Raw genomic sequence first — 14,983 nt, 5'->3', positions numbered from 1 at the left:
GCAACCCTTTTTAGGACAATTTTTATATAGACATTTGTTTTCTAAAAGTAACTGGAGATAAATAATTTAAACTGCCATGTATTCTAAGATTATTGTATCAATTAATGTAATCAAATAATTCAAATTCTAATTGTGCAAGATCATTGAATTTTCTACCATTAATAAATTCTGTTTTAAAAACTTTATAAGTTGCTTCAGCAACTGCATTATCATATGGACAACCCTTCGCACTCAATGATCTTTGAATTTTAAATGTAGATAATAATTGATCAATTATATTATTTTTAAACTCATTACCTCGGTCGGTATGAAATATTTCAATTTTTGATAATGGTCTAGTAATTCGCATAATAGCTTGATAAACCAACTCCGTATTTTTATTTGGCCCGGAACTATAACCAACAATCTCGCGATTATACAAATCAATTAGGAGACATACATAAAATCATTTAAAACCCACTTTTATATAAGTTAAGTCACTAACGATAATTTCATTTATTTTTCTATTATTAAAGTCTCGGTTTACAATGTTATTTACTGGATCATTATTTACTTGAATATTTTTGCATTTAAGTCTTGTTTTTGTGTATTTTAATATCAAATTATTGTTTTTTATAATATTTCTAATTTTGTGTCTAGATAGGTTAATACTTTTATGAGCTAATACTACTTTGATTTTTCGAGCTCCATAGACTTGGCGGCTTTCGTTAAATGCACTGATAATTTCTTGATTATAATTATTCACTATTTTCCTTGTGTATTTATTAATTTGATAATAGTAATTGGATTTTGAAATATTTAATAATTTACACATTTTTCTTATCGAATATTTTTTCTTATTGCTATTAATTATTGTTATTTTTTGGCCATTATCAGTGCGGCTTGCTTTAAAATGTCATTTTCCATTTTTAAGTCTTTAAGTTCTTTTCGTAAAGTTATTATTTCATTTTCTTCTAGTATGCAATTGTCTTTTGCTTTAAATGAACCAGAATTATTATAATTTTTAACTCAACTATAAATAGTTGGTTTTGGTAAATTATATTCTTTCCCTAAATTAATAACACTTTTGCCATTTTTGTATAGCATGACAATTTGTTTTTTAAATTCTTCAGAGTATGAGGTTTTATTTCCCATTTTTATATTCCTTCTTTCTTAATAATTTCGAAGTCTATATAATAATTATGGTCCAACTTATTGTAGCCTATTCATTGTAGTTTTATAATTAATGTGTAATAATATTTATTGTATATATGGCACTGTGGCCAAACTGGTTTAAGGCATTGGACTGCAACTCCTTGATTATCGGTTCGAATCCGGTCAGTGCCTCCATAAAATATTAAGTAAAATCACTTAACAGTGATTTTTTAATTAAACAATAGATAATAAACAATGATTTGTGATATTACTAATTAAAGTAATGAAATATGAAGGTTGCGTTAGTCGCGTTTAGTTTAGTTTTCTTAGGTATTTTTTAAAAAAGAAAAAATAATCATTTACTATGAATTATTTCAACATGCAAATTAAGTATATATTTCTTATGTGTGATTTTTGTTGTAAAAAATTATTTTAATGTTGTTTTTAGGACGCATAAAGTTTTGTTAGGTAGGCAAAAGATTTGAATAAGTATTAAGACAGTCAGCAATGATTGTCTTTTTATTTTATGAGGTGTTAAAATTTTGTTCTTTGAAAATTAAATACAAGTGAATTAATAATGTTGGTATGTATTAAAGCGCGATAAATTGTGGGTGGTCGCCATAACCAAAAGAAGTTTACCAGTTGATAGATAACATCCTATTAGCTATAGCAATTTGTTTCGTTTTGCAATAAAAAAATGAATGGGTGGATTTCCTAAAAATATACACGCTATTAAATTAGTTCCAAGGGCAGGATACGGATATTAAAGTGTAGAAATTTCTATATAGGGGCATGTTAAGTTTAAAATTATTAAAATCTTTATCTAATTAAAAAACAAAATTTAATAACAAAGCTTATTAAATACTTAAATCTGCGATATATAAGTGTTTAAAAAACCAAGTTAACTAAAACTTAGTTATATATAACTTAGTTTATCTATAAGAAAGATAATTTACTATGAAAAACATTGAAAACATTTTCTTAAATACTAAAAAATATCTTTTAAAAGAAACACAAAACGCAATGCTTATTAAAGCACCAAAAATTCCGTGATTTAATGAACAAATCGGCATTTGGTTTCCAAAGCGATTTGTTTATAAAGGAAAATATGAAAATTCGATTTGCATCGGAATAATAAAAGATAGTAAATATCAAATAATTTCAATTAATCAAAAAGAAAAAGAAACCAAATTAATTAAGGGGCAAGAATTATTAGGTTTTTTCATTGCTGAAAAAGAAAACAACAAAAAAGATATAAATTATAACTATTTTAAAGGAGTTTAAAAATGAATATTGCGATTGGAATAATATTTATTATCATTTGCATAATGCTATTGGTATATTTTGCTTATAAAGTTTATGCCAAAATAAAAATGCGAATTAAATATAAAAACACTATTAAAAATAATACTGGTAATTTCACAAAAGATGAAAAAGTATTTATTGCTCGCTTTGAAGAATGGGTTAAAGCTCCTAATTCAAAAGAAAATAATGAAAATAAAAAATAATGTTTTGAGAAATTATTATGGAATTCTTAAAACTGTTTGTTTCGATAGAAAAAATGCCTGCACAGGCTGCATTTATTGCCGGATTAATTATTACCATTACTTTTCTTTTCACACTAATTTCAATTATGTATTTACCAATAAAAATGATTTTTGGGCGATAAAAAATGACAATAAACTTAAAAGAATTTAATTGAGAATAAATTAAACAAACTTTCTGAAATTTATTTATTCAAATTATAACTATTCCGACTCATATTAGTGACGGTAAAGAAATTGATTTAACCAAAGCACCGCTTTGACTTTTAATAGCAAACATTGCTTTTTGATTCTTAACCGCGATTATGGTGTGATTTATTTTAATGCTACTTTGGAAAACCATATCAGTATTTAGATAGAAACAAAAGTAATGTCAAGAAATTACATTGTGATGCATTCCCAAAGAAATTCAAAATTAATTAGAAAAAAATATAATCGTGTTAAGGTTAATCGTGGTTTTAACAAATTTAAGAAAAAATTTGAATATAAATGATGAATGTTTTAAAGAGAAAGGGGGTGATTATATGATTGGAACTTTCTTAACAGAAGCACCAGCAGTAACAAAAATAACAGCTAGTGACGCAATGACTAAATTATGAAATACGATTATAACAGCATTTACTAAAATGTGAGAAATTATTGCTGTTAATATGCCACAAATCGGTAACTTCTTTGCTGACTACGGAATCTTAATTTTTCCATTTATTTTGGCAATATTCTTTATTTGTTTTAAAATGTTTGAAAAATTACTTGGCGCAGTCAGAGTCAGTCCGCTAACAAAAAAATAAAGTGAGGTGCAAGATGAAATTTTGCAAATGAATAATAGAAAAAAATAACCATTTTATTGAATTGAATCGCACCTCATTTCTAATTTTATGACATTGCGGAGCAATTTGATATATTTACAACGATTATTTTAAAAACATTACAAGCTATTTATTTTTAGCAGGTTGTATTTTAATTTTTCTTTTTAAAATCGGTAATTTAACACAAATTAACAAAGTTATTAATTTCTTAAAAAATTCACCATTAAATATTGTGATTGGTTGATTAGGAACTGGAAAAACCGCTTTTCTAGTATACGCATCAAAATTACTAAAAAAGAAGAAATATCACATCGCCTCAACCTTTCCATTACTAGAAACCCAAAAATTAAGTTTAGGTCATATGGGATTATTAGACTTTGATTATCCGGTGTTGCCAGACAAAACCTTACTGTTATGAGATGAAACCAATTTATTTTTAGAAGGAACGGATTGGGAAAAAAATAATACCAAAAACGAAGAAACCGGTATTCAAGAATATTTCGCTCTGGCACGACATTTCGGTCATATTGTGTTAGCTGGCGGTCAAAGAGATAAACATATTTAAGTTAAAGTTCGTAATATTGCCAATAATGTGATTGTGGGCATTCGTAAAAAACCCGTTAATATTTTTCGTCCCTACTTAAAAGTCATCTATGGTACCTTTACGAGCATTGAAGAATATGAACGCTGACGAAACACCTTAATTGATGCTAAAAATAGTAAAAAGGGTCGTCGCATTAAATACCGTGATATTCCTGAACTTGATATTTATTTTTTTAAACTAAAAATTCCTTTACCAACACTTAACACTTACAATTCTTTTTACCTAGCGTTTTTAAGAGATTGCTTAAATTCAAAAGTAAATCCTGACTATGAAGATAAATACTATAATGACACAGCAATTGATTTAGAAGACTTAGAATACTTAAAAATGGATAAATTTAGCAAATTTTTAAGAAAAATGAAAGAAAAGGAATAATAAAAAATGGAAAATTTCGCAAAAATGGCGGAATTTCTCGCTCAAGTGCTTTATAAGGTGTCTTTGACTTAATTTGAAGTTTAGAAGTACCAGAAACGAATATTCAATTAATATTTCTTCTATTCTTAACGTTGGCTGTAGAATTTCTTATGGCAATTATTCTTGGATTTGGTAGTCAACAAGTTAATTTAGAAAAACAACGCCAATATGCTGTTAAAAATAAAGGGCGTTTAAGTGCGTGATGAAAAGCTAAAAAACAAATAAAACCAATAAAAACAAAACAAGGTAACTAATAATGTTTAAACTAATTATTATTTTTATCTTAATAACTGTTCTTGGATTATTAGCTGGTAGTCATTTTGAAACTTTAACGAATTATATTAGCGAAGGTCTTGCCAATTTCCAAAAGTTTATTACTAGCAATTTAATAATTTTAGAACTATTTAAACCAACGGCACGAACATTTTCGCAACACCCAATTTTTACCATTCTTGGTGTTACTTGTGTACTTATTGCCTTATTTATTGTAATTAAAGGTGGGTAAAAAAATGGAAAAATGAACCAAAAAACAAGAATTAGAAATAGAGAATGACAAATTAAAAATTGTTAATGTCATATTAGAAAATAGTGTTAATACTCTTAAATACATAATAATGGAAAAAAATAAAGAAATTTTAGAATTAGAAAAGTGAAATACTATTCATATTAATCAAAAATCAGACTTAATAATTAAAAACCAAAAATTAAAAATTTTTAAACACGAAAGGAGAATCAAAATGAAAAAACTTTTAGGAAAATTATTTAAAAAAGATAATTCAAAAGAAAAAATGCTATTAAAATTAAGAATTAAAAATTCTTTTAAAAAGCAGTGGTTAAAAATAGTATTAAGTATCACTTTCATCTTTATAAGTTTATTAATTTTTGCATTAACAGCAAGCAATGGATACTAAATGAATAACCGGAACAAGTGATGAATTTAATAATTTTATGAATAAAGAAATGGTTGATTTCTTTGGCAAATTCAATAGTGGTATTATGCTAGCAGGAATATTTGTTTTTTGATGAGGCGGAGCAATATATTTTGCACTTAAATTTGAAAAATTCATCCGCTTGATTATTCAAAAAATTAAAGCAAAAAGAGTCTTGAAAAATGAAATCAAACAAACTAATTAATTCTTTAAAAAAATATTGATGGAGAATTTTACCTTACATTTTTTTATGATTACTATCTTTTTCATTCCATTTTTAAAATTGGAAATTAATGATTTGAAATTATTATATGAAAAATTTGAAGCATTAATTTCGCTTATGATACTAGGATATTTAGATATATGCATTACAATAGCGGTAATTATGAACTGTAGCATTGAGTGACTTATTAAAAAAATCAAAACTAAAAGACCAACGAAAAATAAAATATTTTAAAAAGGAGTGATAAAAATGTTTATGAAAATATTTACCGTGTTAATTATTAGTTTCAATAATATTTTTACTATTCCCCAAAACATTAACAATAATGAAATAACAACACAATCACTAATTAGAAACAAAAGACAAAGTAATCAAGTATCTGAAATTAACTTAACAGAAGCAGAATTTACAATATGAAAAAATGAAGCCCCTTATAAGCCTGCACCGGCGTGAAAAACCGAAGTGCAATTTTCATTAAATGATATAGAGAAGCAATCAGGAATAAAACCCATAAATCCTGTAGAAGAATTATAGAACAATAAAGGACGAATTCAAAGTTATATTAATCAAAATCAAGTTAATATTATTAAAAAACTTAACGAATTACAAATAAATACAAAATGAACAGAAGTTGAAAAAGAACAAAAACAAAATATTAAAATAAAAAATATTAAAATAAAATTTGAGTATCAAAAAGATACTTTTTCCGGTGTAACATGAAACTGGTGAAAAATGCTAGAACTTGATGCACAATTGAAAGCCAAACCCTCGACTGATATTGATTTACCAGAAAAAACTACCAAATTTGATGGTAGCCATAACTATAAAGATGTTGTTGATAATCTTGATTATTTAATGATTCATCGGGGTGATTTTGACAAATTCAATTACTCTTATCTTTATTGAACACCAGTTTTTAATTTCATTAACACCTTAGAAAAAAGTTATTACAAAGAATTTACGATTAAAAATCACGGTTTTAAGGACGAGAGCTATTTTTATCATAAAACTTCTAATGATAAAAATATAGTAAATGAGAATGTTTTGAAAATTAAGGCATTTAACAAAAGTCTAATTGCCGGAAACAATTATTACACGGTGAAAGTGAAATCTGAAAATATGACACGGCAAATGCCAACGATTATTATCTAATTAAGTACCTTTTTGGAACTTTAAATTATCTTAATGTTAAATTTAGTTTTTTAAGATACGACTCTGAATTAAAAAACGACATTTACCTTTATTTTAAAAACAACATTCCTAATATTAACAACAGCGATTACAAAAATGTTTTTGACGAAATTTACGAAATCCTTGGCAACTTTTTTGCTAGTTTATTTTACGCTACTTTTGACATGGACAAAAAAACTCATACCGAAATTGATTTTAAAGGCGTAGACCAACTATAACAAAGATTACTTTATTCAAATGGGGTTCTTTTATCGTTCGTTAATTACCTTTTATCCGAAAAAATATTTAATTAATGTTGCTGGTAATTTGGAATTATTACTACGAAGTTTTTTTACTTTTGATAAAAAAACGCACCAAGAAAATTATAATGTCATTAAAAACAACAATAGCATTTATCAAATTGATTTTAATGTCCTTAAATCCTATGATAATAAATTGATTACCTTGCCGACCAACAAACTCGCTAACAGTATTAATTACCTCAATACCGATATTGATATTCGCTACGGTATTAATATTTTTACCTTAACTTTTCCACTTTATCACAAAGGCAACATCTCTAATTACAATTTTAAAATTTATGACTTTAATGTCTTAAATTCCACAGCCTTTATTCCTGATGGTTCCACCAACTCAGAATGAGATGACTTAATTCAGCCAGCAAATTGCAAATATTCAGGGCGATGAATACCCACCTTTAATGATATTGGATGTGCCCATTCAAAATGGCTGGTATTAAAATGCTAAACTAAACGCTGACAGCGTCACAAATCATTACAATTTTACGCCCGTTAGCAATTATTGCAAAAGCAACAGTTAACTTTTCAACCGCCATTTTTCCAGTTTTTAAAACGGTGCCAACTTTTTACTATACCTTTCAATTTTTAATCGGTTTTGCTATTTTTCTAATGATATTAAGGATTTTCGTGTAATATATATATATAATTGAAAAAATAAAGTAATAAAGGAGTTAAAATAATGAAAATTTTAAATATAATAGCTCTTTTGACATTAACAATATTACCAATAGTTGGATGTTCTGAAAAAGAAAGCGAAATACAACAAGTTCAATTTAAAACATATGACTTAAAATTTTCAGAAATAAATAACAGTTATTTACAATCATTATATAAAAAAGGTAGTGACCCGGTATATATTAATATTGACTCAGTAAAAGAACAATTACCTTTGGAAATAAAAAATTATGGAGAAAACACTAGAGGGTTTGCTGTCTTTACAAACGAACCAGTATTTAAAGAAATTAAAGAAATTTATAATTATAAAAAAGAAAACAGCACCCCAGAAGAAAGAGAATTTTTTGATAAAGATTTTCAAGAAACAAATATTGAATATTTTTATATTGCTAAAAAAATTAAAGATGTAAAAATAACAATACAAGAATATAGTTATCAGGGTTCAAACAGATTTCATATTAAAAAATTTCATACAAAAAAAGACAACAATTAATTCATTATTTAATTAATAAAAATGTATAAAATGTTAAAATTTCTTTCCAAGAAAGATGGTTTTTCATTATGACAATACTCTTCTTAAACAACTTTTTCATTTTTTCTATTTTAACAAAATAAAACCAGTAATTTTAATTAATTAAAATTACTGGTTTGAATATTTTTCTTACTTTTTAATAAGATATTAAACTTGTTATATTTGTTCTAATTAAAGTGATTATTCCCAAAAGACTTAATATTTTTATTTCAAACTGTGTTTATACTTTATTAATTATACTTGTTGTGTTATCTTTAAAAGATATATTTTGTTTATCTAAACTTAAAGGAATAGCTTCTCCAATTTCAGTCTGATGCATAATTATTTCTTTTTTACTTTTAATATCATAAGAAAAATTTATGCGATCATCATCGTTTATCTTTATTTTTGAAGGTAAGATATTATTTTCTAATAAATTAAACATAGCATTCTTAATTGAAATAGAAATTGTGGATTCATTATTATTTTTATCAATAAAATCTGCACTAACAATGCCTTCAACTTTTTGATAATAACTTAAAACAAGTCCTATATTATTTTGTCAAGAAGTAACAGAAATTGAAATTTTACTATGTGGTTGAACTTTTACTGGTTGAGATGAAACAGTTATTGTTGTGGTGTTTGTCGTTGTTTTAATTTCTGTGCTAGAAGAATTTGAAGCATCTCCTATAGTATAAATTTTTGAACTCCCTCATGTATAACCACCACCAACTCCAACTCCAACTTCAACTTTTCCTTCTGCAACAAGTGGTATACCGGCTTTTATAGTAGATTTTGCTGTAACTTTAGTATTTACATTCGCACTTTAATTATCAGTATTTGATGTTGTTTCTGATTTAGAAAATCTATTCATTTTTTGAAATGTATTTGTTTCTGTTAATTGTTTAGAACAAGAAACTGTATTTTGAGTTTGTTCAATACTACTATTATTTACAAATGTTGAATTATAATCTTTACAAACATCATTAAGATCTTGTTCTAAATTAGATGATTTATTTTTTTGTGTTTGTTCTATAGTAACATCAGATACTGTTAAATTTTCTAAATTAATATTTAAAATATTTTTAATTTCAGAATTAGGGTTTTGTTTTTGGTGTTGTAAATATAATCCTCTTTTTATATGATCTCTCATATAAATAATATCAGATTCAATTAAATCTAATGGATCGTGTTCATATACTTTCTGATCATAAGATTCAAAATAAACTTTGTTGTTTAACACAACTCCTGAAGAAAAAACCATATCATTTGTTCTAATAATTACTTTTTGTTCTCCTGTTGAAGGAGTATATTCATATACATTATAATTGTTAGAACCAAAATAAACTTTGTTATTTAAGGCAACACCAGAAGATTCAACATTTCCATTTGTTGTAATAACTACTTCCGAAATTTCAATAATACTTTTTTTATTATCTTGTCTTTTTGTTCTACTTAAAGTTTCTAAATTACTATTTTGGATTTGCTCGGTATTTAATTTTTCTAAATTATTTGGTTGTTGATAAGGGGATGTAGCAACCACCATCGGCATTGTGGCACCACTAATTATTAGTAAGCTTAATAAACTGAGTAATTTTTTCATATTAATTAAATCTCTTTCGTGAATTTTTCCTAATTAATAAAATTTATCAAGTAACCAACACCCTTTCTTAAGTTTGTAAAGTTTAATTAACACAAATTAATTATAAACAATCAAATAAGAATTTTTATCATTTTTTTCAGGATATTAAATATTAGTTCTAAAAAACATTTTTCATTAAAGAAAAAAATAAGTTAACCAAACTTTATTAAAATTACTATCAAGAAAGGTAATTTATTATGCTAAAAATTAATAATAATGTAAAAAACTCAGAAAACAAGCATTGGTTTAGTTTGTTTACAACCCATAAAAATATGTACACCAACAAATGCGAACAACTAACTAATGAATACGAAAAACTAGATGAATATTTATATAAAAATATCATTATCGCTTAAAACAAGGTTATAAAGTAGTTCATTTTGCATCAAGAACAATTATTACAATTTTTGGTGAAGTTGTTTTTAAACGACGCCGATATAAATATTGAAATCAAAAATCAGGTAAATTTGAATATGTATGTTTGTTAGATAAAGAAAATTGGTTCATTGTCCAAACAACGCATTTATTTTGATGTCCAATTTAAAGTTTTAAATCTTTTAGGTGATGGTAAAAGGTATCGCGATGTTTTAGATGCTCTAAATTATTGTTATATTTCAAAAGCTAGTATTTCAAATATTTTAAATAAATATGATATTGCTGAATATTTTCAACTAGCAGAAAAAGAAAATAAAAATAGAATTGATGTCAAAAATAAGGATTTATATATTCAACTAGATGAGACATTTTTAGTAACATTAGACCATAAAGTTAAACAAGACCAAAGAATTCGTTTAGTTACTTTTCATACCGGACATAAAGAAAAAAATTACAAAAACACTCGTAGAGAATTAGAAAACAAACGAGGTCATTTTCTAATGTTAAAAATTGGTAAGCGAATAAATACGATGGATTATCGTGATTTATTAATTAGAGAATTACAAAAACATTATGCGAGCATTAATTATGATAAAATAATTGTTTGTGGTGATGGTGATGCTTGAATTAGAGAAATTGCCAATAGTTTTGGTAATGTTAGATATATTTTAGATGGTTATCACGCTATTAAAAAATTAAAACAAACTGCATTTAATATTGTTTTTTAAAATCGTAAAGTAACACTAAATAGTTGAATTGAATTATATAAAAATGGAAATCATCAAGAATTGATAAAAAACATTCGTAATATTGCTAATAATGAATTAAATAAAGTTATTAAAACAAATTTAAGAAAGGCGAGCAATTATTTCAAAAACAATAAGCACGGTATTCATAATCAAAATTTGGAGTGAAATATCGGTTATAGCATTGAAAGTGATGTATCACATTTAATAAAACAACAATTAGGATATGGAGCAAAAATATATAATCATAAGAATTTAAATAACCTATTAGATTTAAGAATGGCAAATTTAAACAAATTAAATGTATTACATTACATTAATGAAAATATTAATTCAGAAATAGAAATCAGAAAAGAAATATATAAAAATTCATTATGAAATAAATATAATGATAAAAATGGTCGCGTTTAGTTTTCTTAGGTATTGCTTTAAAGAAGTAAAACAATCAGCTAATTATATTATTTAATTATTAAACTAACCATACCTTTCTTGTTATTGTCATTTTTATTTTTTTTGATTTTATCACATTATTGAATTTTTACACAATAAAAAATTATTAATTTTATTAAATTAACACTAACTTATCTAAATTTATGTTTTCTATATTTATTCGTATATATAATATGGACAGGCTACAATAAGTTGGACCATAATTATATAGACTTCGAAATTATTAAGAAAGAAGGAATATAAAAATGGAAAATAAAACCTCATACTATGAAGAATTTAAAAAACAAATTGTCATTCTATACAAAAATGGCAAAAGTGTTATTAATTTAGGGAAAGAATATAATTTACCAAAACCAACTATTTATAGTTGAGTTAAAAATTATAATAATTCTGGTTCATTTAAAGCAAAAGACAATCGCACACTAGAAGAAAATGAAATAATTAACTTTACGAAAAGAACTTAAAGACTTAAAAATGGAAAATGACATTTTAAAGCAAGCCGCACTGATAATGGCCAAAAAATAACAATAATTAATAGCAATAAGAAAAAATATTCGATAAGAAAAATGTGTAAATTATTAAATATTTCAAAATCCAATTACTATTATCAAATTAATAAATACACAAGGAAAATAATGAATAATTATAATCAAGAAATTATCAGTGCATTTAACGAAAGCCGCCAAGTCTATGGAGCTCGAAAAATCAAAGTAGTATTAGCTCATAAAAGTATTAACCTATCTAGACACAAAATTAGAAACATTATGAAAAACAATAATTTGATATCAAAGTACACAAAAACAAGACTTAAATGCAAAAATATTCAAGTAAATAATGATCCAGTAAATAACATTGTAAACCGAGACTTTAATAATAGAAAAATAAATGAAATTATCGTTAGTGACTTAACTTATATAAAAGTGGGTTTTAAATGATTTTATGTATGTCTCCTAATTGATTTGTATAATCGCGAGATTGTTGGTTATAGTTCCGGACCAAATAAAAATACGGAGTTGGTTTATCAAGCTATTATGCGAATTACTAGACCATTATCAAAAATTGAAATATTTCATACCGACCGAGGTAATGAGTTTAAAAATAATATAATTGATCAATTATTATCTACATTTAAAATTCAAAGATCATTGAGTGCGAAGGGTTGTCCATATGATAATGCAGTTACTGAAGCAACTTATAAAGTTTTTAAAACAGAATTTATTAATGGTAGAAAATTCAATGATCTTGCGCAATTAGAACTTGAATTATTTGATTACATTAATTGATACAATAATCTTAGAATACATGGCAGTTTAAATTATTTATCTCCAGTTACTTTTAGAAAACAAATGTCTATATAAAAATTGTCCTAAAAAGGGTTGCCAATCCAATACTACCCTTATTAATTCAACTATCACCATTTTTATGGGTGCATAAAGTTTTGTTAGGCAGGAAAAGGTTTAAATAATTTTTAATGAGAAGCAATGACAATTTAATTATCATTTTATTTAAAAAATAAGTAATAAAACAAAATATTTAATATCAACAAACATAATCTCAATAAAAGGTTATAAAAAAAACTGGGGCTGTCCAAAATTCTGTGTCTCGATAATTCATTCTGAATTATACTTAAACGAAGGAGAACAGAAAATTACAAAAAAAATAAAAAAAGAACCTGATGCAATTGATAAAGTTGTGAATTATTTTTTAGAAAATATTGATAATCCACAAGATTTATTTAAAAGTAATAATATTTTTCAGGAATTTATCAAAAAATTAACTGAAAGAATGTTAAATGCAGAAATTAAAGATCATCTTGAAACAGATGATAACTATAACAAAAGAAATGGCAAAACACAAAAAACCATTATTACTAAAAATGGTTCAATCGTAATTGATGTACCAAGAGATCGAAATAGTACTTTTGAACCAGTAATTATTCCAAAAAGACAAAGAAAATTTGATAACTTTGATTAAAAAGTAATTTCTTTATATGCAAGAGGAATGACAATTTCTGATATCAAAGCACAATTGCAAGAATTCTATCACGGAGCATAAATTTCAGAAAGTTTAATTAGTCAAATAACTGATGATGTTATTGAAGAAGTTAAAATGTGACAAACTAAACCTTTAGAGAAGATTTATCCGATTGTTTATTTTGATTGTATTGTTGTTAAAGTAAAGCAAGATAAACGAATAATAAATAAAGCAGTTTATCTTGCCTTAGGAATTAATATAAATGGCTTAAAAGATATTTTAGGAATGTGAATTAGCGAGAATGAGGGAACCAAATTTTGACTAAATATAAAATCCTTTTACGGAAATGAAAAATCGTGGCTTACAAGATATTCTTGTTGCTTATAGTGATAATTTAACAAGAATGTCTGATGCAATAGAAGCTGTTTTTCCAAAAACACAGCACCAATTATGCATTGTTCATCAAATTAGTAATAGTTTAAAATTTGTTCCTTACAAAGATCGCAAACTTGTAGCTAATGATTTAAAATCAATTTATACAGCAATTAATGAAGAAATATCGTTGGTTGCTTTATTTCATTTTTCTGAAAAATGAAATAAAAAGTATCCACAAATTACTAAATCATGAAAAAATAACTGAGATAATTTAATAATTTTTCTTGAATATCCTCAAGAATTTAGAATAATTATTTATACAACTAATGCAATAGAGTCTGTTAATAGTCAATTAAGAAAAGTCGTTAAAAATAAAAAGATTTTTCCTAATGATTTATCAGTTTTTAAAATATTTTATTTGGCATTTTAAAATATGACTAAAAAATGAACAATGCCAATTCAAAATTGGGGTAGTGCAATTTCACATTTAATGATAAAATTTGAGGACAGAGTGAATTTAAGTTAATTACTTAGAGACACAGTTAATTGTACAATCCCAATAATTTTAATTGCTCTATCTTGTAATTCTTTTTGAGAAACTGTTGCTCAAGCATGATAAAAAGGCATTATAACTAAAGATAACAATTCTAACTTACTATAATTTATTTCTTCTAAATTAGAGTTATAAATTTCTTTTTTGATTGTGTATATTAACGAATTAACCGCAACACGGACGCATAAAGTTTTGTTAGGTAGGAAAATGTTTAAATAATTTTTAATGACAAGCAACAACAATTTAATTATCATTTTATTTAAAAAATAAGTAATAAAACAAAATATTTGATATCAACAAACATAATCTCAATAAAAGGTTATAAAACCTAAAGAAAACACTTATAAAAACAACATTAAAATAAGTTTTTACAACAAAAATCATACATAAGAAATATATACTTAATTTGAATATTGAAATAATTTATAGTAAATGATTATTTTTTCTTTTTTAAAAAATACCTAAGAAAACTAAACACGATCAATTAGAAGTATTTCTAATACATAATTAAAATATATTGTTATAATAAAATTTGTGA

General features: G+C 24.9%; 20 protein-coding genes, 1 tRNA gene and 2 pseudogenes. 20 read left to right on the top strand and 3 right to left on the bottom strand.

All coding sequences use genetic code 4. The annotated features are described in order from the left end of the window. Nucleotides 1-22 precede the first annotated feature (22 nt). A protein-coding gene (locus AACK93_RS06170) for an IS3 family transposase (protein ID WP_339024166.1) occupies nt 23-1,134 on the bottom strand; the annotation gives its coding sequence in 2 pieces (ribosomal slippage) (nt 23-891 and nt 891-1,134; 1,113 coding nt in all). A gap of 118 nt (nt 1,135-1,252) precedes the next feature. On the opposite strand from AACK93_RS06170, the gene AACK93_RS06165 reads away from it, so the two are divergent. The 15 genes from AACK93_RS06165 to AACK93_RS06095 all read left to right on the top strand — a co-directional run bounded on the left by AACK93_RS06165 (nt 1,253) and on the right by AACK93_RS06095 (nt 8,312). Then, nucleotides 1,253-1,329: transfer RNA gene (locus tag AACK93_RS06165), tRNA-Cys, on the top strand. A gap of 762 nt (nt 1,330-2,091) precedes the next feature. After that, nucleotides 2,092-2,418, top strand: coding sequence for a hypothetical protein (locus AACK93_RS06160; protein ID WP_215826822.1), 327 nt, complete (start codon nt 2,092-2,094; stop codon nt 2,416-2,418). Nucleotides 2,419-2,420: 2 nt separating this feature from the next. After that, nucleotides 2,421-2,642 (top strand): hypothetical protein, encoded by a 222-nt coding sequence (locus AACK93_RS06155; protein WP_339024165.1) that lies wholly within the window; start codon nt 2,421-2,423, stop codon nt 2,640-2,642. After that, a complete protein-coding gene (locus tag AACK93_RS06150; protein ID WP_339024164.1) occupies nt 2,642-2,803 on the top strand; it encodes a hypothetical protein in 162 nt (53 codons plus the stop codon). The genes AACK93_RS06155 and AACK93_RS06150 overlap by 1 nt, the downstream gene beginning before the upstream one ends. Nucleotides 2,804-3,130: 327 nt before the next feature. Further along, complete coding sequence (locus AACK93_RS06145; protein WP_339024163.1) at nt 3,131-3,466, top strand: hypothetical protein; 336 nt, start codon at nt 3,131-3,133, stop codon at nt 3,464-3,466. Between the two features lie 13 nt (nt 3,467-3,479). Then, complete coding sequence (locus tag AACK93_RS06140) at nt 3,480-4,049, top strand: hypothetical protein (protein ID WP_339024162.1); 570 nt, start codon at nt 3,480-3,482, stop codon at nt 4,047-4,049. 33 nt (nt 4,050-4,082) lie between these two features. Further along, nucleotides 4,083-4,463 carry a hypothetical protein gene (locus tag AACK93_RS06135; RefSeq protein ID WP_339024161.1) on the top strand — a complete coding sequence of 127 codons (381 nt, stop codon included), beginning with the start codon at nt 4,083-4,085 and terminating at the stop codon, nt 4,461-4,463. Nucleotides 4,464-4,612: 149 nt separating this feature from the next. Further along, complete coding sequence (locus AACK93_RS06130) at nt 4,613-4,756, top strand: hypothetical protein (RefSeq protein WP_339024160.1); 144 nt, start codon at nt 4,613-4,615, stop codon at nt 4,754-4,756. A gap of 2 nt (nt 4,757-4,758) precedes the next feature. After that, nucleotides 4,759-5,007 (top strand): hypothetical protein, encoded by a 249-nt coding sequence (locus AACK93_RS06125; protein ID WP_339024159.1) that lies wholly within the window; start codon nt 4,759-4,761, stop codon nt 5,005-5,007. A 4-nt stretch (nt 5,008-5,011) separates the two neighbouring features. Continuing rightward, nucleotides 5,012-5,413 (top strand): hypothetical protein, encoded by a 402-nt coding sequence (locus AACK93_RS06120; protein ID WP_339024158.1) that lies wholly within the window; start codon nt 5,012-5,014, stop codon nt 5,411-5,413. Continuing rightward, nucleotides 5,403-5,636, top strand: a complete 234-nt coding sequence (locus AACK93_RS06115; RefSeq protein ID WP_339024157.1) for a hypothetical protein — start codon at nt 5,403-5,405, stop codon at nt 5,634-5,636. The genes AACK93_RS06120 and AACK93_RS06115 overlap by 11 nt, the downstream gene beginning before the upstream one ends. A 267-nt stretch (nt 5,637-5,903) precedes the next feature. Continuing rightward, nucleotides 5,904-6,188 carry a hypothetical protein gene (locus tag AACK93_RS06110; protein WP_339024156.1) on the top strand — a complete coding sequence of 95 codons (285 nt, stop codon included), beginning with the start codon at nt 5,904-5,906 and terminating at the stop codon, nt 6,186-6,188. A 198-nt stretch (nt 6,189-6,386) separates the two neighbouring features. Continuing rightward, nucleotides 6,387-6,806: a hypothetical protein gene (locus AACK93_RS06105; RefSeq protein ID WP_339024155.1), complete on the top strand. Its 420-nt coding sequence runs from the start codon at nt 6,387-6,389 to the stop codon at nt 6,804-6,806. 276 nt (nt 6,807-7,082) lie between these two features. Continuing rightward, complete coding sequence (locus AACK93_RS06100; RefSeq protein ID WP_339024154.1) at nt 7,083-7,592, top strand: hypothetical protein; 510 nt, start codon at nt 7,083-7,085, stop codon at nt 7,590-7,592. A 231-nt stretch (nt 7,593-7,823) separates the two neighbouring features. Beyond that, on the top strand, nt 7,824-8,312 hold the full coding sequence (locus AACK93_RS06095) for a hypothetical protein (RefSeq protein ID WP_339024153.1): 489 nt from the start codon (nt 7,824-7,826) through the stop codon (nt 8,310-8,312). A gap of 259 nt (nt 8,313-8,571) precedes the next feature. Here AACK93_RS06095 and AACK93_RS06090 read toward each other — a convergent pair whose 3' ends face one another. Continuing rightward, on the bottom strand, nt 8,572-8,775 hold the full coding sequence (locus tag AACK93_RS06090) for a hypothetical protein (RefSeq protein ID WP_339024152.1): 204 nt from the start codon (nt 8,773-8,775) through the stop codon (nt 8,572-8,574). 381 nt (nt 8,776-9,156) lie between these two features. Further along, entirely contained in the window at nt 9,157-9,933 is a 777-nt protein-coding gene (locus tag AACK93_RS06085; protein WP_339024151.1) for a hypothetical protein, read from the bottom strand. A gap of 236 nt (nt 9,934-10,169) precedes the next feature. Between AACK93_RS06085 and AACK93_RS06080 the strand changes: the two genes are divergently transcribed. From AACK93_RS06080 to AACK93_RS06060, 5 genes and pseudogenes are all read left to right on the top strand, one after another. Next, nucleotides 10,170-10,328: a hypothetical protein gene (locus AACK93_RS06080; protein WP_339024150.1), complete on the top strand. Its 159-nt coding sequence runs from the start codon at nt 10,170-10,172 to the stop codon at nt 10,326-10,328. A 150-nt stretch (nt 10,329-10,478) separates the two neighbouring features. Next, entirely contained in the window at nt 10,479-11,075 is a 597-nt protein-coding gene (locus tag AACK93_RS06075) for a UPF0236 family transposase-like protein (protein WP_339024149.1), read from the top strand. A gap of 60 nt (nt 11,076-11,135) precedes the next feature. Further along, complete coding sequence (locus tag AACK93_RS06070) at nt 11,136-11,504, top strand: hypothetical protein (protein ID WP_339024148.1); 369 nt, start codon at nt 11,136-11,138, stop codon at nt 11,502-11,504. A 284-nt stretch (nt 11,505-11,788) separates the two neighbouring features. Next, nucleotides 11,789-12,901 (top strand): annotated as a pseudogene (locus tag AACK93_RS06065) (IS3 family transposase). Nucleotides 12,902-13,190: 289 nt separating this feature from the next. Beyond that, nucleotides 13,191-14,418, top strand: a pseudogene (locus AACK93_RS06060) (IS256 family transposase). Nucleotides 14,419-14,983 lie beyond the last annotated feature (565 nt).

This window comes from Spiroplasma endosymbiont of Agriotes lineatus (assembly GCF_964019485.1).
Taxonomy (GTDB): Bacteria; Bacillota_I; Bacilli_A; order Mycoplasmatales; family Nriv7; genus Nriv7.
Note: the sequence above shows the minus strand (reverse complement) of the source record. Positions and strands in the feature narration are given on the sequence as shown.